Annotated in this window: 22 protein-coding genes; 20 read left to right on the plus strand and 2 right to left on the minus strand. The window is 31.6% G+C overall.

Features of this window, described 5'->3' with window-relative positions:
- The first annotated feature begins 3 nt into the window (after window positions 1-3).
- Genes J2Z38_RS02275 through J2Z38_RS02340 form a run of 14 tightly spaced genes read left to right on the plus strand, consistent with a single transcriptional unit; the run spans window position 4 to window position 10,327 of the window.
- Window positions 4-288 carry a YhbY family RNA-binding protein gene (locus J2Z38_RS02275; protein WP_209771920.1) on the plus strand — a complete coding sequence of 95 codons (285 nt, stop codon included), beginning with the start codon at window positions 4-6 and terminating at the stop codon, window positions 286-288.
- Window positions 288-884 (plus strand): nicotinate (nicotinamide) nucleotide adenylyltransferase, encoded by a 597-nt coding sequence (gene nadD, locus J2Z38_RS02280; protein ID WP_209771923.1) that lies wholly within the window; start codon window positions 288-290, stop codon window positions 882-884. The genes J2Z38_RS02275 and nadD overlap by 1 nt, the downstream gene beginning before the upstream one ends.
- A complete protein-coding gene (gene yqeK / locus J2Z38_RS02285; RefSeq protein WP_209771925.1) occupies window positions 877-1,461 on the plus strand; it encodes a bis(5'-nucleosyl)-tetraphosphatase (symmetrical) YqeK in 585 nt (194 codons plus the stop codon). Before nadD ends, yqeK begins: the two co-directional genes overlap by 8 nt.
- Complete coding sequence (gene rsfS, locus J2Z38_RS02290; RefSeq protein WP_209771927.1) at window positions 1,436-1,744, plus strand: ribosome silencing factor; 309 nt, start codon at window positions 1,436-1,438, stop codon at window positions 1,742-1,744. The genes yqeK and rsfS overlap by 26 nt, the downstream gene beginning before the upstream one ends.
- Window positions 1,745-1,771: 27 nt before the next feature.
- Window positions 1,772-2,422 (plus strand): helix-hairpin-helix domain-containing protein, encoded by a 651-nt coding sequence (locus J2Z38_RS02295; RefSeq protein WP_209771929.1) that lies wholly within the window; start codon window positions 1,772-1,774, stop codon window positions 2,420-2,422.
- Between the two features lie 8 nt (window positions 2,423-2,430).
- Entirely contained in the window at window positions 2,431-2,832 is a 402-nt protein-coding gene (locus tag J2Z38_RS02300) for an RrF2 family transcriptional regulator (protein WP_209771931.1), read from the plus strand.
- Window positions 2,833-2,841: 9 nt separating this feature from the next.
- The gene (alaS, locus tag J2Z38_RS02305) at window positions 2,842-5,460 is read left to right on the plus strand and encodes an alanine--tRNA ligase (protein ID WP_209771933.1); all 2,619 of its coding nucleotides are present in this window, start codon (window positions 2,842-2,844) and stop codon (window positions 5,458-5,460) included.
- Window positions 5,461-5,463: 3 nt separating this feature from the next.
- The gene (locus tag J2Z38_RS02310; RefSeq protein WP_209771936.1) at window positions 5,464-5,724 is read left to right on the plus strand and encodes an IreB family regulatory phosphoprotein; all 261 of its coding nucleotides are present in this window, start codon (window positions 5,464-5,466) and stop codon (window positions 5,722-5,724) included.
- Window positions 5,717-6,136 (plus strand): Holliday junction resolvase RuvX, encoded by a 420-nt coding sequence (gene ruvX / locus J2Z38_RS02315; RefSeq protein WP_209771939.1) that lies wholly within the window; start codon window positions 5,717-5,719, stop codon window positions 6,134-6,136. Before J2Z38_RS02310 ends, ruvX begins: the two co-directional genes overlap by 8 nt.
- A complete protein-coding gene (locus tag J2Z38_RS02320; RefSeq protein ID WP_209771942.1) occupies window positions 6,129-6,371 on the plus strand; it encodes a DUF1292 domain-containing protein in 243 nt (80 codons plus the stop codon). The genes ruvX and J2Z38_RS02320 overlap by 8 nt, the downstream gene beginning before the upstream one ends.
- Window positions 6,361-6,801, plus strand: coding sequence for a Fur family transcriptional regulator (locus J2Z38_RS02325; protein ID WP_209771945.1), 441 nt, complete (start codon window positions 6,361-6,363; stop codon window positions 6,799-6,801). Before J2Z38_RS02320 ends, J2Z38_RS02325 begins: the two co-directional genes overlap by 11 nt.
- Window positions 6,801-8,477 (plus strand): ribonuclease J, encoded by a 1,677-nt coding sequence (locus J2Z38_RS02330; protein WP_209771946.1) that lies wholly within the window; start codon window positions 6,801-6,803, stop codon window positions 8,475-8,477. Before J2Z38_RS02325 ends, J2Z38_RS02330 begins: the two co-directional genes overlap by 1 nt.
- Window positions 8,464-9,099 carry an O-methyltransferase gene (locus J2Z38_RS02335; RefSeq protein WP_209771948.1) on the plus strand — a complete coding sequence of 212 codons (636 nt, stop codon included), beginning with the start codon at window positions 8,464-8,466 and terminating at the stop codon, window positions 9,097-9,099. The genes J2Z38_RS02330 and J2Z38_RS02335 overlap by 14 nt, the downstream gene beginning before the upstream one ends.
- The gene (locus J2Z38_RS02340; protein WP_209771950.1) at window positions 9,092-10,327 is read left to right on the plus strand and encodes a peptidase U32 family protein; all 1,236 of its coding nucleotides are present in this window, start codon (window positions 9,092-9,094) and stop codon (window positions 10,325-10,327) included. Before J2Z38_RS02335 ends, J2Z38_RS02340 begins: the two co-directional genes overlap by 8 nt.
- Window positions 10,328-10,362: 35 nt before the next feature.
- Here the strand turns inward: J2Z38_RS02340 and J2Z38_RS02345 are convergent, their stop codons facing one another.
- Both J2Z38_RS02345 and pepT read right to left on the minus strand, forming a co-directional pair.
- A complete protein-coding gene (locus J2Z38_RS02345; protein WP_209771954.1) occupies window positions 10,363-10,593 on the minus strand; it encodes an elastin-binding protein EbpS in 231 nt (76 codons plus the stop codon).
- Between the two features lie 81 nt (window positions 10,594-10,674).
- On the minus strand, window positions 10,675-11,895 hold the full coding sequence (gene pepT / locus J2Z38_RS02350) for a peptidase T (protein WP_209771957.1): 1,221 nt from the start codon (window positions 11,893-11,895) through the stop codon (window positions 10,675-10,677).
- Between the two features lie 79 nt (window positions 11,896-11,974).
- Between pepT and dut the strand changes: the two genes are divergently transcribed.
- Genes dut through J2Z38_RS02380 form a run of 6 tightly spaced genes read left to right on the plus strand, consistent with a single transcriptional unit; the run spans window position 11,975 to window position 19,588 of the window.
- The gene (gene dut / locus J2Z38_RS02355) at window positions 11,975-12,409 is read left to right on the plus strand and encodes a dUTP diphosphatase (protein ID WP_209771959.1); all 435 of its coding nucleotides are present in this window, start codon (window positions 11,975-11,977) and stop codon (window positions 12,407-12,409) included.
- A gap of 5 nt (window positions 12,410-12,414) precedes the next feature.
- On the plus strand, window positions 12,415-12,936 hold the full coding sequence (locus J2Z38_RS02360; protein WP_209771962.1) for a hypothetical protein: 522 nt from the start codon (window positions 12,415-12,417) through the stop codon (window positions 12,934-12,936).
- A 57-nt stretch (window positions 12,937-12,993) separates the two neighbouring features.
- Entirely contained in the window at window positions 12,994-15,603 is a 2,610-nt protein-coding gene (gene mutS, locus J2Z38_RS02365; RefSeq protein ID WP_209771964.1) for a DNA mismatch repair protein MutS, read from the plus strand.
- Entirely contained in the window at window positions 15,603-17,384 is a 1,782-nt protein-coding gene (mutL, locus tag J2Z38_RS02370; protein WP_209771966.1) for a DNA mismatch repair endonuclease MutL, read from the plus strand. The genes mutS and mutL overlap by 1 nt, the downstream gene beginning before the upstream one ends.
- Entirely contained in the window at window positions 17,374-18,321 is a 948-nt protein-coding gene (gene miaA, locus J2Z38_RS02375) for a tRNA (adenosine(37)-N6)-dimethylallyltransferase MiaA (protein WP_209771969.1), read from the plus strand. Before mutL ends, miaA begins: the two co-directional genes overlap by 11 nt.
- Window positions 18,311-19,588 carry a methionine gamma-lyase family protein gene (locus tag J2Z38_RS02380; protein ID WP_209771972.1) on the plus strand — a complete coding sequence of 426 codons (1,278 nt, stop codon included), beginning with the start codon at window positions 18,311-18,313 and terminating at the stop codon, window positions 19,586-19,588. The genes miaA and J2Z38_RS02380 overlap by 11 nt, the downstream gene beginning before the upstream one ends.
- Window positions 19,589-19,599 lie beyond the last annotated feature (11 nt).

Here is a 19,599-nt window from a genome sequence, read left to right on the forward strand (position 1 = left end):
TGTATGTTAACAGGTAAACAAAGAGCTAGATTAAAGCAAGAAGCTCATGATTTTAAACCAATAATCAATATTGGAAAACTATCTATATCAGACCAATTACTTGAGGCAATTGATCAAGCGCTTGAAGCTAGGGAATTGATAAAAGTAAAAATATTAAATAATAACTTAGATGATGCTGATTATATTATTGATACAATAGTTGAAAAACTTAACTGTGAATTTATTTCACATATCGGTTCGATTTTTACAATCTATAGAAAAAGCGACAATAATCTTTATAATTTATAATGAGAATAGGTTTATATGGTGGGACTTTTGATCCAATCCATCTGGGTCATCTAATAGTAATTGAAAATGCAATCAATGAAATGAAATTAGACAGGGTGGTTATTCTGCCAAGCTCAAATCCTCCCCACAAAAAACATAAAAATAAGACTAAAGCAGATATCAGGGTAGAGATGGTTGCTGAAGCGATAAAAGATAATCCGAAAATAATTTTATCTACTTTTGAATCTTCAAATAATGCTGTTAGGTATACACATGATACCTTGGAATATTTCACAAAAAATTTAAAAAATCACGAAATATTTTATATCATGGGAGAAGATTCTTTTATGACTATAGATTCTTGGAGAAATTACAATAAAATACTCGGATTTAATATCATAGTATTTGCACGAGAAGGTATAGAAAAGAACAGTCCACTTGTTAAAAAAGTTGAAAAAATCCGCAAAGATAATCATAACATTTACCTTATAGATATCTTAAATATAAATATTTCTTCAACTTTAATTAGGTCTTTATCCAAAGAAGATAAGAGCTTAAAGTATCTAGTTAAGGACGAAGTTGAATATATTATAAAAAATAGGAATTTGTATGAATAATATCAAAGAAATCGAATTTAAGTTGCTTGAAGATATAGGCAAAAAAAGATTTGAACATAGCCTTAGAGTTGCTGAAACAGCGAAAAAACTTGCTGAAACTTATGGAATAGACGAAAAAAAAGCCTATCTTGCAGGTCTTATCCATGATTGTGCAAAATATAATGAAGAAGCCTATATAAGTAAATACAATATAGATTTTTCTATATATCCGGTGTCTTCGATTAAAGATCCTGTACTCCATTCATTTTTAGGAGCAGAAGTCGCAAAAAAAGTGTATAATATATACGATAGGGATATATTAAAAGCTATCGAATATCATACAACAGGTAGACCTGCTATGAGCGAATTAGAAAAGATTATTTTTACAGCTGATGCTATTGAGCCAGCTAGAGACTTTGAAGGCATTGAAAATATTAGAAAATTAGCTTTTGAAAACCTAAATGAAGCTATACTAAATCTTTTGGATACCAACATAATATTTTTGATAGGCAAGAAGGCTTTGATAAATCCCTTGAGCTTTGAAGCAAGAAATTACTTGATTGAGGAGAAAAATGGAAAAATTAGACATAATAGTTAAAACATTAGAAGATAAATTAGCTGAAGATGTAAATGTCATAAAACTAGAAGACTCATCTGTTGCAGACTACTTTGTTATAGCTACAGGTAACTCTATAAACCAAACTAGGGCCTTAGCTGATTATATAGAAGAAAATCTTCATAAAGAAGGTTATGAGCTTTTATCTAATGAAGGGCTTCGTGAGGGAGAATGGATTCTAATAGATGCTGGGGACATAATAGTACACATCTTCACCCAAAAGCAAAGAAAGTTTTATGATTTAGATAATTTGTGGGAGAATTAATCTCTCCCACTTTTTATAGGAGTTGATATGCCTAAGGATAGGAAAGATAAAATTATTTTTGCAGGTGTTATTTTCCTTGCTTTTCTTGTCGCAAATATTTTTTCTAACGGTGGGTTTAAAGATATTTTTAATAAAAACGAGGACGAAATTGTAATATCTAACCCTGATAACGAAAATCAAGACGATGAGAAAAACAAAGAAGTGTCCTCAAATGATTTATCTATCGAGGATAAGAAAGTATATATTTCTGGAGAAGTCAAAAACTCTGGTGTATATGATATAAAAGATGGAGATAGATTAGATGATCTTGTCAAAAGAGCTGGGGGTTTTACAGAAAAAGCAGATATTAACGCTATAAATCTAGCTTTAAAGCTGGAAGATCAGATGAAAATATACATACCTAATATTGATGAGAATCAAAACATAAATGCTGATAATACCAATCTAGCCGTAGGGGAAGTTACATCTACTAATCCAAAGTCGCAAGGCCAAAAGATAAATATAAACTTGGCTAGTAAGGAAGAGCTGATGACCCTGCCTAATATTGGTGAAAAAAGAGCTCAAGCCATTCTAGACTATAGGCAAGAAAACAAATTTACAAAAATCGAAGATATAAAAAATGTAAGTGGCATAGGTGATAAGTATTTTGAAGCTATGAAAGATTTGATTACAGTATAGGGGTATATATGAAATTATCTACTAGAGGTAGGTATGGATTAAGAGCAATTTGCTATATAGCTGAAAACCAAGACAAAGGTTTTATACCTGTCTCTGAAATAAGTGAAAATTTAAATTTATCTGAAAATTATTTAGAACAACTAGTTAGGATGTTAAAAAAAGATGGCTTGATTAAATCAAGCAGAGGCCCAAAGGGTGGCTACAAGATTAATAAGGACTTAGATAGTATAACCATTGGTCAAATTCTAAGAAGTCTAGAAGGCGACATGACAACAAGTGAATGTGTAAGTGGTAAGGTAAATTGTGATGATAAATGTGATGCCTATGACTTATTTATAAAGCTTGACTACCTAATTAACCAAGCTATAGATTCCATCACTTTGGATAATATTGTTAAACATGAAATTTAAGGAGAACTAATGAAGAACTTAGGAATGAATGAGCTTAGAAAAAGCTATTTAGAATTTTTTGGAAATGAAAAAAACCACACAGTATTAAAATCATTTCCTCTAACACCAATCGATGACGATACACTTTTATTAATTAATGCTGGTATGGCACCTCTTAAAAAATACTTTACTGGCGAACTTAAGATGAAAAATAATAGGGCTACTTCCTCTCAAAGATGTGTTAGAACTGGTGATATCGAAAGAGTTGGTAAAACTGAACGTCACGGTACATTTTTTGAAATGCTTGGGAACTTTTCCTTCGGAGATTATTTCAAAAGAGAAGCTATAAGCTGGGCTTATGAATTTCTAACAGAAAAACTTGAAATAAACAAGGATGACCTTTGGGTTACTGTATTCCACGATGACGATGAAGCTTACAATATTTGGCTTGATGAAATAGGAATTCCTGCTGAGAGAATTCTAAGACAAGGCAAAGAAGATAACTTCTGGGAACTTGAAGTAGGTCCATGTGGTCCATGCTCAGAAATTTATGTAGATAGAGGAGTCGAAAGAGCGGTTGATGAAAATGATAACCAACCAGGTAATGATGATTCTGATAGATTCATGGAAGTATGGAACTTGGTTTTCACTCAATTTAACAAGGATAATCAAGGTAAATATTCTAATTTAAGCCATCCAAATATAGATACTGGTATGGGCCTTGAAAGAATTGCCATGATTCTTCAAGGAAAAAATAACATTTTCGAAATAGATGTAATGAAGGAAATTATTTCCGAAATTGAAAAACTATCTGGAAAAACTTATAAGACCAACAAGTCTGATGATGTATCGATAAGAGTAATAGCTGACCACGCTAAAGCTATGACATTTTTAGTATCTGATGGCGTAATTCCATCAAATGAGAAACGTGGCTATGTCCTAAGAAGGCTCATCAGGAGAGCTTACAGACACGGAAAACTTCTTGGTATTGAAGGACCTTTCCTAAATAAAATCGTTGATAAGGTAATAGAAACCTATAAAGTTGAATATGATGAATTAATTACAAATATGGATAATATTCATCAAGTTATTAGCGACGAAGAAGATAGATTCCAAAAGACTATAAATCAAGGGCTTGAAATGTTAGACGATCTAATTTCTGAAATGGAAAATAACAACCAAAAAGTTTTAGATGGTAGTGAGGCTTTCAAACTTTATGATACTTATGGATTCCCATTAGATCTAACTAAAGAAATTCTAGAAGAGAAAAACTTTGAATTAGATGAAGTAAAATTTGAAGAAGAAATGGAAAATCAGAGAAATCTTGCACGAAATGCTAGAAAAACTGATAATAACCATAGACACGACAACATAATAACAGACCATCTAGAGAAAACAGAATTTGTTGGATATGATAATTTTAATATTAAAGCAAATGTTATAGCTATATTTGAAGATGGAGAAGAGAAATCTTCGATAAAAGCTCCTGGAAAAGGTATAGTAATAAGTAATAAGACTTCATTTTATCCAGAAGGTGGCGGAGAAGTTGCCGACACAGGATATATCAAAACTTCAGAAGCCTTTGCTAAGGTTGTTGATGTTCAAAAGAAAAATGATATTATCTTCCACTATATAGAATTGACTGAAGGTGAACTTAGAACTGATTCAGAAGCAGAATTTGTTATCGACCTTGAAAGAAGACTAGATATTCAAAGAAACCACTCAGCAACACACTTACTTGATAAAGCTCTTAAGAATGTTTTAAAGCAAAACATTAAACAAGCAGGTTCTTTGGTAGATGAAGACAAATTAAGGTTTGACTTTACCTACAATAAGGCCCTTAGCGTTGAAGAATTAAGAGCTCTAGAAGAAGAAATTAATGCCAAAATAAGAGAACAACTTCCTGTTAAGAAAGAATATATGGATTATAAAAAATCTGAAGAGTTAGGGGCTGTAGCTCTCTTTGAGGACAAATACAAAGACGTTGTTAGAGTAGTATCTATGGGTGATTACTCAATAGAACTTTGTGGCGGTTGCCATGTAAATAATACAGCAGAGGTGCTAATATTTAAAATCAAATCAGAAACATCTGCAGCTGCAGGTGTCAGAAGAATTGAAGCTATAACCGGTAGAGCAGTTTATGAAGATTTAATCAAAAAAGAAGACACAATTAAAAATATTGCCCAAAGCCTAGATGCAAAAGTAAACAATATTTCATCAAGAATAAATTCGCTAAAATCCGAAATTGAAGCAAAAGATAGTGAAATAAAAAGACTCAAGTCTCAATCAAATAAAGACATATATAGTGAACTTAAGGGTAAGATTAAAAATATCAATGGGGTTAACTTACTAATTGCAAAGTTTGATAATATTAGTATTGACGAATTACGTGATTTAGAAAATAGGTTGAAAACTGAATATGATAATTTAATTATCATCTTTGCTACAGTTACAGATAAAGTTGTATTTACAGTGTCTGTTGATGATAATTTAACAGATAAATATAATGCTGGCAAAATTGTTAGAGAAATCGCTCAAATTACCGGTGGTAATGGCGGAGGTAGAAAGAATTTCGCTCAAGCAGGTGGAAATGATTTATCTGCCTTAGAAAAAGCACTTGAAAGGGCTTACGAAATCATAAAGGAGTAATGAATGACTGACAATAATAAGCGTAATGAAACTATGCTTTTCAAAAGAGAAGATATAGAAAAGAATAACATTAGAGAGATTCTTACAACAGTTTACAAGGCTTTAGAAGATAAGGGTTATAAACCAAATTCTCAAATAGTAGGATATCTACTATCTGGAGATCCAACTTATATAACCGCTCATAATAATGCCAGAAAGCTTATTAGAGCAGTTGATAGAGATAAAATTCTAGAAGAATTACTAAATAATTACATCAATGACTAGGATAATGGGACTAGATGTTGGGGATAAAACAGTAGGTGTCGCTTTAAGCGACCCTATGCTTTTAACCGCTCAACCTTTTGAAACAATAAAAAGAACTAAGGCAAAATTTGATATAGACAAGATTGAAGAAATTGTTAATGAAAAAGATGTCTCATTAATAGTAGTTGGTCTACCTAAGAATATGAATAATACAATCGGACCTCAATCAATGAAGGTCATGAGCTTTGTTGACCTAATCAAGAAAAGAATAGACTCAGAAATTGTCTATGAAGACGAAAGATTAACTACAGTACAATCAGAATCTGTTCTCATTGATATGGACGTAAGACGTGAAAATAGGAAAACCCATATTGATAAAATTGCTGCAAGTTTTATATTGCAATGTTATTTAGACAGGAGTAATAATGGATAGTATCTTTTTACTGGATGAAAATAATAATGAAGTTGAATTTAATATATTAGATACATTCGGAATAGATGATAAAAATTATGCCGCCCTTGAAAAAGTAGGGGATGACATGATTATGATTGTTGAGGTTTACAATACATGTGATGTTATAAACTTTAAAACAATTGAAGATCAAAAAGAACTAGATGAAATTATAAAATTTTATGAAGAGATGAAAAGAGAGAATGATGAACATTGAAGAAGTAAGAAAAATTTTTGAAAAAAACAATCAAAAATTCACTAAGCAAAGAGAATTAATATTTAATGTTTTAAAAAACTCTTCAGAAAAACATTTAACACCAGAGCAGCTATTTTCTATAGTCCATAAGGACCATAAGCAAGTAGGAATTGCGACTATATATAGGACTTTAAATATTTTTGAAGAGCTGGGTATAGTTAATAAACAAGAATTCACTGATCAAGCCTACACTTATGAGATAATAGATCCAAAAAGTGATCACCACGATCATATAATCTGTACTTCTTGTGGGAAAATTCTAGAAGATGAGTTTTTATCATATGAAGATGTTAAAAATTCTCTTAAGAAAAATTTTGATTTTGATTTATCTTATTATTCTTTAAGGATTTATGGAATCTGTTCCGATTGTCAGAATAATAAGGAGAAATAATGGCAAATGAAAAGAAATTAAGGGTAATCCCAATAGGAGGATTACATGAAGTAGGTAAAAACTGTACACTGGTTGAATATGGCAACGACATGATAATGATTGACTGCGGTCTGACATTTCCAGATGAAGAAATGCTAGGAGTTGACATAGTTATACCAGATTTTAACTACGTTGAAGAAAACAAAGACAAATTAAGAGGCATATTTGTAACCCACGGCCATGAGGACCACGTAGGTGCAATCCCATATTTTTTAAAGAATGTAGATACAAATGTATATTGCTCAAAACTTACTAAAGGTCTTCTTGAAAATAAATTTAAAGAACACGGTCTTAATCCTAATAAGATTAAGATGGTTAATGTTAATAATACAGTAAAGGCTGGAAGTCTAAGTGCTGAATTTATTAGGGTAAGTCACTCTATTCCTGATGCTTGTGCTATAGCAGTAAAATCACCTTTAGGAACAATTATCTTCACAGGTGATTTTAAGATGGATTTTACACCAATTGACAACGATCCAACAGACATCCAAAGACTAGCAGAGCTTGGTAAAAAAGGAGTTCTTGCTCTATTTGCAGATTCTACGAATGTAGAAAGAGAAGGATTTTCTTTAAGTGAAAAAGTAGTTGGTGAGACTTTTGTAAAGATATTTGGTCAAGCAAAATCAAGAATAATTGTTGCAACTTTTGCATCAAACCTTCACAGAGTCCAACAAATAATTACTGCTGCAGAAAAGTATAATAGGAAAGTCGCCCTATCTGGTAGGTCAATGCTAAATAACGTTAGGATTGCAAATGAATTAGGATATCTAAAAATAAAGAAAAATACCTTAATTGATATGAAAGCAATCAAAAAATATGCTGACGATGAATTAGTAATACTATCTACAGGTACTCAAGGGGAGCCGCTGAGCGCTCTAACAAGAATGGCCAATAAGGAACATAGACAAATTTCCCTTAACGAAACAGATATGGTAATTCTATCATCATCAGCCATTCCAGGTAACGAAATGGCAATAAATACTACAATCAACAACCTTACTAAGATTGGTTGTAAGATAATTTATTCGTCCTTAGCTAAAGTTCATGCATCCGGACACGCATGTCAGGAAGAAATAAAATTGATGTACCAATTAATTACACCAAAATATTTAATTCCTGCTCACGGCGAGATTAGACAACTTCAAAAACACGCTGATATCGCTCAAGATATGGGACAACCTAGAGAAAATATCTTTATATGTGAAAATGGTGATATAATTGAATTTACTAAGAAATCTGCGGGAATAAAAGGAAAAGTCCAAGCAGGAAATGTTTTAGTCGACGGATCTGGTATCGGTGATGTAGGAAATATTGTCCTAAAGGATAGAAAACACCTTTCTGAAGACGGCCTAATGGTTGTATCAATCACTTTTGATAGACATACTCAAGAGTTATTAGCTGGACCTGAAATTGTTTCTCGTGGTTTTGTTTATGTAAAAGAAAACCAAGACATCATAGAAAATGCTAAAGATGTTGTATTAAGATCAATAAACAAATGCAAGAAACAAGATATTAAGGCCTTAAGTCAAATTAAATATCAAATTAGAGAAGATTTGAAATCTTATATTTACAATGAACTTGGTAGAGATCCAATGATCTTGCCAGTAATATCAGAGATTGAAGATGGGAAATATTAATTACGAATATACTTCCCTTTTTATAGAAGATTTGCTTAACGATACTGACTTTGTAGATTTAAGAAAGTATGCTATAGATAATGATGTTCCGATTATGAATAGCCAAACCAAGGAACTTATAATAAGTATCCTTCAAATATCTAAGCCAAAAAAAATCTTAGAAATAGGGACAGCTATCGGTTATTCTTCACTTTGTTTTAAAAAGTACACTGGAGCTGATATAACAACTATAGAACTAGATACAACTACAGCAGAAATCGCAAGAAAAAATTTTGAAAAATATAATGTAAACGTCAATCTTATTAATGACGACGCAATGAAAGCCTTGAGAAATATTGATCAAGGCTTTGATTTTGTTTTTATTGATGCAAATAAATCAAGGTATCTAGATTATTTTAAGATTACTAGCAAACTTCTTAATAAAGGTGGAATAATAATTGCAGATAATGTCTTATTTAGAGGAGAAGTCTGCAATGATGATATAATGGAAAAAAGAAAGAATACTTTAGTTAAAAGACTTAGGAATTTCCTAGCCTATATAACAGACTTAGAAGATTTCACTACATCTGTGATTCCCATAGGCGATGGACTTACCTTAAGTGTTAGGAGAGATAATGATTGATAAAAAAGTGGAACTACTTGCCCCCGCTGGGGATTTTGAAAAATTAAAAACAGCTATTAAGTTTGGAGCAAACGCTGTTTATCTAGCAGGGGATAATTTTGGTTTAAGAGCCAATGCAAAAAACTTTAATAATGATGAATTAAAAAAAGCTGTGGCATACGCCCATGAAAGAGGTGTTAGAGTCCATGTAACCATGAATATCATGCCTCATGATGGTGATATGGATGGTATTGTGGAATATTTAGAAAACCTTAATACCATTGGTATAGATGCCCTAATAATATCAGATCCAGGGATATTTTCTCTAGCTAAAAAACACACTGATATTGATCTACACATTTCAACTCAAGCCTCTGTTACAAACTCCGCAACAGTTAATTTTTGGTATGAAATGGGTGCTAAAAGAATAATCCTTGCCCGTGAACTTTCACTAAAAGAAATTACAGAAATTAGAAATAATACACCAAAGGACATGGAGATAGAGTGTTTTATTCATGGAGCCATGTGTATTTCATATTCTGGTAGGTGTCTATTGTCTTCTTATATGACAGGTCGAGATGCTAATAGGGGGGATTGTGCTCAACCATGCAGGTGGAAATATTCTCTACAAGAAGAAACTAGACCTGGGGAATATTTTCCAATAGAAGAAGATGGTAAGGGTGGCACCTTTATTATGAACTCTAAGGACCTTTGTTTGATTGATGAGATAGATAAGCTAATTGAAGCTGGTATAGACAGCTTTAAGATAGAAGGCAGAATGAAGACACCTTTTTATGTAGCAACTGTAATCAGGTCCTATAGACAAGTAATAGATAGCTATTATGAAGGAAATTTTAGCAAGGAAATAAGTAAGAAGTACTTTGATGAAATTAATAAGGCTAGCCACAGACACTTTACTAAGGGATTTTTCTATAATAAGCCAGATGAAAATGATCAAATCTATGGGTCATCTTCATATATAAGAAATTATGACTTTATAGGGGTGGTTATTGGTTATGATAAAGAATCAAAGATTGCAACAATTGAGCAAAGAAATAGGTTCTTTAAAGGAGATGAAATAGAAATTTTTGGTAATAGTAAGGACTTTTACACCCTAAATATCGATTATATGGAAGATGAAAAGGGAGAAGAGGTAGAAGTAGCTAATCAACCAAAGCAAATTTTGAAAATAAAAATTGATCTTCCATTAGAAGAGGGAGATATTCTTAGAAAGAAAATAGAAGACTAAAAAAGCTAGCCGTTTGGCTAGCTTTTAATATTTTATTAGTCTTCAGATGGATTTTCAGAAAAATCAGCTCTAGTTCTTCTAGCTTCTGCGCCAACGTTAGAGTTTTCATCAGCTTCATCAGAGATTGATCTAAGGTTTTCTTGGTCTGGACCTAGTTTTTTATCTAGAGATTCTCCGCCGTTTTCCTTATTTTCTTCTCTAATTTTTCTGTCAAGTTCCTCATTTCCTCTGTATTGATTATCATTTGAAATTTTTTGGTCTGCCATAATATCTCCTTTTTATTAATGCGTTATGTATTTCCTATACAAATATAATAACACATTTCAGGAAAATTTACAATCCTTTTCTTAGTTAGACTCCTCTATAAGCCTAATAATTTCAATAATAACTTGGCAAGCTTTTTCCATATGTTCAATAGGAATTAGCTCATATACGCCGTGGAAATTCATGCCTCCAGTGAAAATGTTTGGACAAGGAAGACCCATAAATGAAAGTTTTGAGCCATCTGTACCACCTCTTATTGGGCTTATGAGAGGTTTTATATCAAGATTTACCATGGCTTGTTTAGCGTAGTTTACAATATCCATATGGTCTTTAATAATGTCACCCATATTGTAATAGCTATCACTTATTTTAATATCTATAATATTTCCATATTTTTTATTTAGGAAATCAGCATTTTCTTTGATTTCTTCTTTCATTTGTTCAAAAATCATCCTGTCATGATCACGGATAATATATTCCATTTTAGTAGTTTCTATGTCACCGTTAATGCTTAATAAATGGAAGAAGCCCTCATAGCCTTCTGTATGCTCAGGACGTCTTACATAGCCCAATAGGCTATCAAATTCATTTGCGACTGTTATAGAGTTAATCATGGTGTTTTTTGCAGATCCTGGGTGGATAGACTTGCCATGAATAGTCACTTTGGCGTCAGCTGCATTGAATGACTCATATTCAAGTTCTCCTAGGATACCCCCATCAATGGTATAGGCAAAATCAGCGTCGAATTTCTTTACATCGAAGCTATCACATCCAGTACCTATTTCTTCATCTGGTGTAAAGGCAATCCTAATTTCTCCATGTTTAAAATCGGGATTATTTACAATATATTCTATTGCGGTCATTATAGCTGCTATTCCAGCTTTATCGTCAGCACCAAGGAGAGATTCACCTCTGGTAGTAATTAGTGTTGTTCCCTTCAATTTTTCAAGATAAGGGAAATCTTCTACCCTTATAGATTTTGTATCATTTAACTTTATATCTCCACCTTCATATTTAATTATTTGTGGATTATCAATTTTCCCATACATCTCTGGTGATGTGTCCATGTGAGAAATAAAACCAATTTTTGGCAAGTTTTTGTCAGAATTTGCAGGTATTTTCGCAAATACAAAGCCTTCCTCATTAATTTCTGCATTTAATCCTAATTCTTCTAATTCTTTTTTTAATTCTTTAGCAAGGACTAGTTGACCATCTGTTGATGGCTTTTGTACTTCGCCTTTCTCTGGATCACTTTTAGTATCAAATGTTATATACTTTAAAAAACGTTTTGTTAAATTTTCCATATTTACTCCTTTCTAATACTATACTTTCAATTGTAAAGTGTAGCTAAAATTGGTATATTAATTTAGGAAGGTGAGTTAGATGAAAGAAAACATTTTGAAAATAAAAACTGAAGGTCAAATCCCAGCTTATGCAACAGAATATTCAGCAGGAATAGATTTATATTGCAAAAGCGATGAGGATATTATAATAAAAGCAAAAGAAACAGTCAAAATACATACAGGAGTTTATGTAGAAATTCCAGAAGGATATTTTGGAGCGGTTTATCCAAGGTCTTCAACTGGTGTTAAAAAACACTTAATGCTTGCAAATACTGTGGGTATTATTGATTCGGATTACAGGGGAGAACTGATGATTTTCTTCTATAATTACGGTGAAGAAGAACAAATAATAGAAAATGGAGATAGACTAGCTCAACTAGTTATTCAACCATATATGCAATGTGAAATACAAAAAGTCGACGACCTTGCAGATAGTGAAAGAGGCGAAGGCGGCTTTGGGTCTACTGGTAAATAATATATATGAATAAATTTTTAAGAAAAAATAAGTATAATTTATATTTATTTGCTGCCTTTATCTTAGTACTAATAATTCTTGGTATTTTTCTAAAAGGAAAGCTAGATGATATGAATATGGCTAAATATGATAATGACATTGTTATTATTAAAGGAAATGGGGATGAAATAAAGTCATACTCCATAAGAGAGCTTAAGAAAAAAGCTGGTAGTAAAAAAAAAGTTTATGTCAATAACGGTCTAGAAAAAGTAAAGGTTGAAGGTGTCTCACTAGAAAAATTAATAGGAAGTCTTGACTATAACTTAAGGGAGAGACCTACTATTTCCATAGAAAACACAGATGGAAATTCAAATAGGTTTCCTATGTCTATTGCACTGGAGGTAGATAGGGTCTATTTGGTTTATAAAATAGATGGCGAGCCTATTGTAGAATACAATCCTTCTTACGGAACACTCGTTATCATTGATACCACAAGTAAGAGCGCTAATAGCTGGATTACAAATGTAAAAACTCTTAATATTCAATAAATAGGCTGTTACACAAACTGTGACAGTTTATTTTATTAAGATAAGAAAAGGTGAAATATGACTAGTAAATTTAAGTACGAAAAATTAACACCGATGTTAAGGCATTATGTAGATGTAAAAAATGATTTCAAAGATGCCCTGCTTTTGTATAGGGTAGGAGATTTTTATGAGACATTTTTTGATGATGCAATAATTACAGCAAAGGTTTTGTCTTTAACACTTACCGGTAAAGAATGTGGCCATGTTGATAGGGCTCCGATGTGTGGCGTTCCTCACCATGTTATAGATACCTATGTCAATAGACTTGTAAAGAAGGGATATAAAGTTGCTCTTTGTGATCAAATCGAAGATCCTAAGGAAGCTAAAGGTCTTGTAAAAAGAGCCATCACTAGAGTTATCACTCCTGGTACCTTAACTGATATTGAATCTCTTGAAAATAAGGAGAATAACTACCTCTTATCAATTTTTGAAAATGAATTTGGTCTTGCTATGGCATACTGCGATATTTCTACAGGTAAGCTTGTAGGTCTCGAAATAAAGACATTAAGTCAAAGTATTGGGAAAAAAGCTATTGACCAGATTGAAAAAATTAATCCTTCAGAAATAGTTTTAACAAGTAATTTTAATAATTATGATATAAAAAAATACCTTAATTTAAATAATCAAATTTTTATAAACTATATCGATTTTACAACAGACTATGAAAATAGAGTACGCACTATAAGTGAGTATCTTGGCAAAGATAACCTTGAAAAAATAATGGATAAGAGACTCATAATTGTGGCTCTCGCTAATCTTCTAGATTATATCTATAAGTATTACGAGGAAAAACTCGACCATATTAATAACATTGAAGTATTAAAAATCAATGAATTTATGGAAGTTGAAGCTAATACAAGAAAAAATCTTGAACTTACAAGAAATCTATCAACTAATACTAAAGAAAATACTTTAATAAGTATCTTAGATAAGGCCGATACTGTTATGGGTTCAAGGATGATACATGACTGGCTAGAAAGACCTTTGATTGATAAAGGCAAAATTAACAGAAGACTTGACTTGGTTGACGGTTTTTATAATGATAATATCCTTTCAAGAAATGTATCAAATCTCTTAGATAATGTCTACGATCTTGAAAGAATTCTGGCAAAAATCTCTTATAAAAGAGCAAATGCTAGGGACTTAATCTCTCTTAAAAATTCTCTTAGAGATATTCCAAAACTTAAGGAAATCCTTACTGACTCAACTAATAAATTAATAAAAAATCTAGGCTATAATCTCCCAGATATTTATGATGTTTACAAACTTATTGATGAGTCTATAGTTGATGAACCACCGATAAATATAACTGAGGGTGGCCTTATAAAATTAAACTATGATGAAGGCCTTGATAAATTAAAAGAAATGGCAGATTCTGCAGAAGATAGGCTAGTTAACTATGAAAATGAACAGCGAAATCTTACCGGCATTAAAAATCTTAAAGTAATTTATAATAAAAACAATGGATATTCTATAGAAGTTACCAAGACTAATACAAATAAGGTGGACTCGTCTTATATTAGAAAACAGACCTTAAAAAACCAGGAAAGATACACCACCGAAGAGCTTGAAAATATTTCATCAATGATCCTTAATGGCAAGGAAAAAATAAACCAATTAGAATATGATATTTTTAACAAGATAATAGAAGCTATATTAGATTCAACTCTTAGGCTTCAAAGTCTTTCTAAGATGATAGCAAATATAGATAGTTTAAACGCATTTGCAAAAATCGCCCACAAGCATTCTTACTGTAGACCAGAAATTACCGAAGCAAATGAAATAATTATTAAAGACGGAAGACACCCTGTAATAGAGATAAACCTTGATGAAAATGAATTTATAGCTAACGACACTGATATTGGTCAGGATGATAATCTCATCCAAATAATCACAGGTCCAAATATGGCTGGTAAATCGACTTATATGAGGCAGATGGCCCTTATTATAATAATGGCACAAATTGGGTCTTTTGTTCCAGCAAGTCGAGCTAAAATCGGTATTTGCGATAAAATTTTTACAAGAATTGGTGCTAGTGATAATATTTCTAAGGGTGAATCGACTTTCATGCTTGAAATGAACGAAGTTTCAAATATTATTAAAAATTCAACCGAAAAATCCTTTGTAATCCTTGATGAAGTTGGTAGGGGAACATGTTCCGATGATGGACTTAGCATTGCAATGGCACTTGTTGAGTACTTATCTAAGCACAAAAAGATGAAAACTGTATTTGCGACACATTTCCATGAACTTACAGTCCTTGAAAATGAGCTTAATAACGTTAGAAATCTAAAGATTGAGATTCTTGAAGAAAATAATAATTTAGTATTTTTAAGAAAGATAAAAAAAGGTAAGTCTGATAGGTCTTATGGAATAGAAGTAGCTAAACTTAGTGGGCTTCCAGATGAAATTCTAGATAATGCTAAAAACATTATGGAAAAACTTTCAAATGAAGATTTCTTTAATGTAAATAAAAGCGAAGAAATTAAAAATTCACTAGAAGATATTAAGGATAAGAAAATTAAAGAACTTAGAAATCTTACAGAAAAAATTAATATCAATGAATTAACACCTCTTGAAGCAATGAACCAACTTAATATACTAATAGAAAGAATTGGGGAGATATAATGTCAATTATAAAACTTGATAAAGACACAGTAGAAAAAATCGCTGCTGGTGAAGTAATAGAATCTCCTCTATCAATTATAAAAGAATTGGTTGAAAATTCAATAGATGCAGGCAGTAAAAATATTACTGTAGATATTAAAAATGGTGGTAAATCTTATATAAGAGTTACCGACGATGGAGTTGGAATAGCTAGGGATGATATTGACTTGGCTTTTGAAAAACACGCCACAAGTAAGATTAGTAAATTCGATGATCTCTACACAATTGCTTCCCTTGGCTTTAGAGGTGAGGCTCTTCCAAGTATTTCAGCAGTAAGTAAAGTTGTTGCTATTTCAAAAACTGATGATTCAGAAATCGGAACAAAACTTGACCTTAGTGTAAAAGAAAATAAAAAATCTTCAATCGCTACAAATAAGGGTACAAGCATTATTGTAGAGGATTTATTCTATAATATGCCAGCAAGGAGAAAGTTTTTAAAATCTGATATGGCTGAAGCTAATAAGATTAGTAAGCTGATGTATGCATTTGCTATTGGATATAAAAATATTTCTTTTAAATATATAAAAGATGATAGGGTTCAATTTCAATCAAATCCGAATTTAGACTTAAAGTTAAAGATTTCCGACCTATTAGACAATCTTTTAGAGGAAAATCTCCTTGAATTAAATGCTAATAATTCATCTTATAGTGTAACTGGAGAGATAGGTCTTCCTAGTTATTACAGAGGCAATAGGTCTATGCAATATATTTTTGTAAATGATAGGCTAGTTGAAGATGAGGAAATAACAAAAATTATAGAAGACCAATATCAAGGCCTTATTCCTCAAGGCAGATTTCCTGCTTTCTTTATCTTTATTTACACCGATCCAAAAAATATTGATGTAAACATACATCCTAATAAAAAGTTGGTTAAGTATTCATATGAAGATGAACTTCTAGAATTAATTATTAATAATGTTAGAAATTTACTTAAAGCAAATCAAGACATACAATCAATTAATATTAAAGAAAATAAAAAAGATGAATTTTTAGACTTTACTGATTATAAAGCAATCTTAGATAAGTATTCTCCGTCAAATATGGTTGTTAGGGAAGACGACGATCCCTATAGTAATGATATAGAAGATAAAAATTCAGATTTCTTTAAGAATGAAAAAGAATTTGATTTTGAGTTTTTAAAAGAAGCTGAAGAAATAAATGAAAAATCTTATATAGAGGATACAGAATTACCAACATATAAGGCTTCTATCTTCAGAAGATATTCTATATTTGAAGATAAAAACAGGGTATTTATACTTGATCATAGAAAAGCTGAAGAAAAAATCAAAATGAGCGAATTCCTTAAAGATTTTAAAGCTAATAAAGTAGCAAGTCAATTATTATTAGAACCTATTAAGATACACTTAAATAAGATAGATATAGAGAGGTTTGAAACTAAGCAAAGTTTTTTTGAGAAATTAGGTTTTGATGTAGAGTTAATCTCAGAAAATTCAATACTTATAAGAGAAATCCCTATGATTTTTGACAAACCTGAAAACGACAGTTTTTTCTACGAAATTTTAGATTTAGATAATAATGTAAATGATGAGTTAATTACTCGTAGATTGAGAAAATTAGTCAAGAGCCTTTCTTTTAGAAAGGGTTATGCTATCAATAAAAACGAAGCAATCGAGCTTTATAAAAATCTAATGAAAGAGGAAAATCCATACAAAACCTATGATGGTAATTCCACCATTATTTCATTAGAAGATAAAGATTTGGAGAAATATTTTGAAAGATAAAATAATTATAATTACCGGTCCAACAGCAAGTGGGAAAAGTGATATAGCAATAAATATCGCTAGAAAAATTAATGGCCAAATTTTATCCGCTGATAGCCAACAAGTTTATAGAGAGATGGATATTGGTACTAACAAGGTTGTCGATCCATTTATAGTTGACCATCATCTCTTAAATTTAGTTGATCCTGACGAAGAATTCACTGTTGAAGATTTTAGAAAAGATGCATCGGATATTATTTCCAAATTAAATTCAAGACATATAATGCCAATTGTTACTGGTGGGACTGGCTTTTATATAGATTCACTGCTTTTTGAAATGAACTACGGCCAAGTAAAAAAAGATTCTAACATAAGGAATAAGTTGGAGTTAATAGCTGAGAATCACGGAAAAGATTCCTTATATAATAAACTTAAAGAAATCGATCCAGATACAGCTGAAAAATATCATCCAAATGAATTAAATAGAGTTATAAGAGCTCTAGAAATATATGAAATTACAGGCGAAAAACCATCAGAAAAACGCACAGGCGACCGAGTTTTAAATAATAATATTGATCCAGTATTATTTTTCCTAAATTATAGGGATAGGAAAATCTTATATGACAGGATTAATGATAGAGTAAATGAAATGATTGCATCTGGTCTTGTAGATGAGTTTAAGCACTTGGTTGATAAATATAACCTAAATGAAGATTCTCAATCAATGTCTGCTATTGGTTATAAGGAGATTTTTCCATATATAAGAGGTGAAATCAGTCTAGATGAGTTGGTTAACCTCATACAGAGAAACACTAGAAGGTATGCTAAAAGGCAAATCACTTGGATGAAAAGATACCTTAATTATCCTTTTACAAGAGAAATAATAATGGATGACTTAAATAAAGATGATGCAACAATGATAATAGAAGATTTAATAAAGGGTATGTATGAATTTTAATGAAATTTACAAAAATTATAATATCGATGCTAGGTATGACGACCTTATAAGAGAGTCCGAAAGAGAATTATCTGACTTATTCAGATTACACGAAGAAATTTCAGAATACAATCAATTAAAGGTTATGAAGGCATTTAATGAGAATTCACTCAAATCATCAGACTTTTTTACTGCAACAGGCTATGGTTATGCAGATACAGGCCGAGATACGATTGAGGCAATATTTTCCTCAATATTTAAAGCGGAAGATAGTCTTGTAAGACCTTCAATAGTATCAGGGACTCACGCCTTATCAATTGTTTTATTCTCTCTTTTAAACAAGGGAGATGAGCTATTATCAATTACCGATGACCCATATGATACCATGCAACAAGTAATAGGCATTGCTGGGAATAAAAAGGGAAACTTAATAGAAAAAGGAGTCCTTTATAACAAGTTAAGCCTTGATTCTAACAATAGAATCCAATACGGAAAGATAAAAGAAAAAATTAATGAGAATACAAAAGTCATCCTAATTCAAAGGTCAACAGGTTACACACAAAGAAGAGCCTTTACTATAGATGAAATAGAAAAAGCTGTAATAGAAATTAGAAAGGTCTCAAAAGATGTAACTATTTTTATAGATAATTGTTATGGTGAATTTACTGAAACAAAGGAACCTATAGAAATAGGTGCTGATATTGTTGCGGGATCTTTAATTAAAAATCTTGGAGGCGGTCTTGCGATAACAGGCGGCTATATTAGTGGTAGAAAAGACCTTATAGAATATTGCGCTAATACCCTAACAGCTCCAGGAATTGGAAAAGATGAGGGGTTAAGCTTTGGTACGAATAGATTGGTAGTAGAAGGACTTTACTTTGCTCCGCATGTTGTTAAAGAGGCTTTAAAAGTAGCCTTATTATTCGCAAGCATCTTCAATAAACTAGGATATGAAGTTACACCAAAACTCGATGATCCAAGATCTGATGTCATTCTTGCCATAAAATTAAATGATCCAGAAAAATTAAAAACTTTCTGTAAAGCAATACAAGAGGCGTGTTCAGTTGATTCAACCTTCGTCCCTGAAGCTTATCCTATGCCAGGATATGAAGATCCAGTAATTATGGCGGCGGGAGGCTTTGTAGAAGGGGCAACATCAGAATTATCTGCTGATGGACCTTTAAGAAAGCCTTATATGGCTTACCTACAAGGTGGACTTAACTATTACCACGGAAAACTTGCTTTGAAAATAGTTTTAAATAGATTTTCTAAAAATAACTTCATATAAAACAAAAAATC

Origin of the sequence: Anaerococcus degeneri (genome assembly GCF_017874475.1) — a bacterium.
Taxonomy (GTDB): domain Bacteria; phylum Bacillota; class Clostridia; order Tissierellales; family Peptoniphilaceae; genus Anaerococcus; species Anaerococcus degeneri.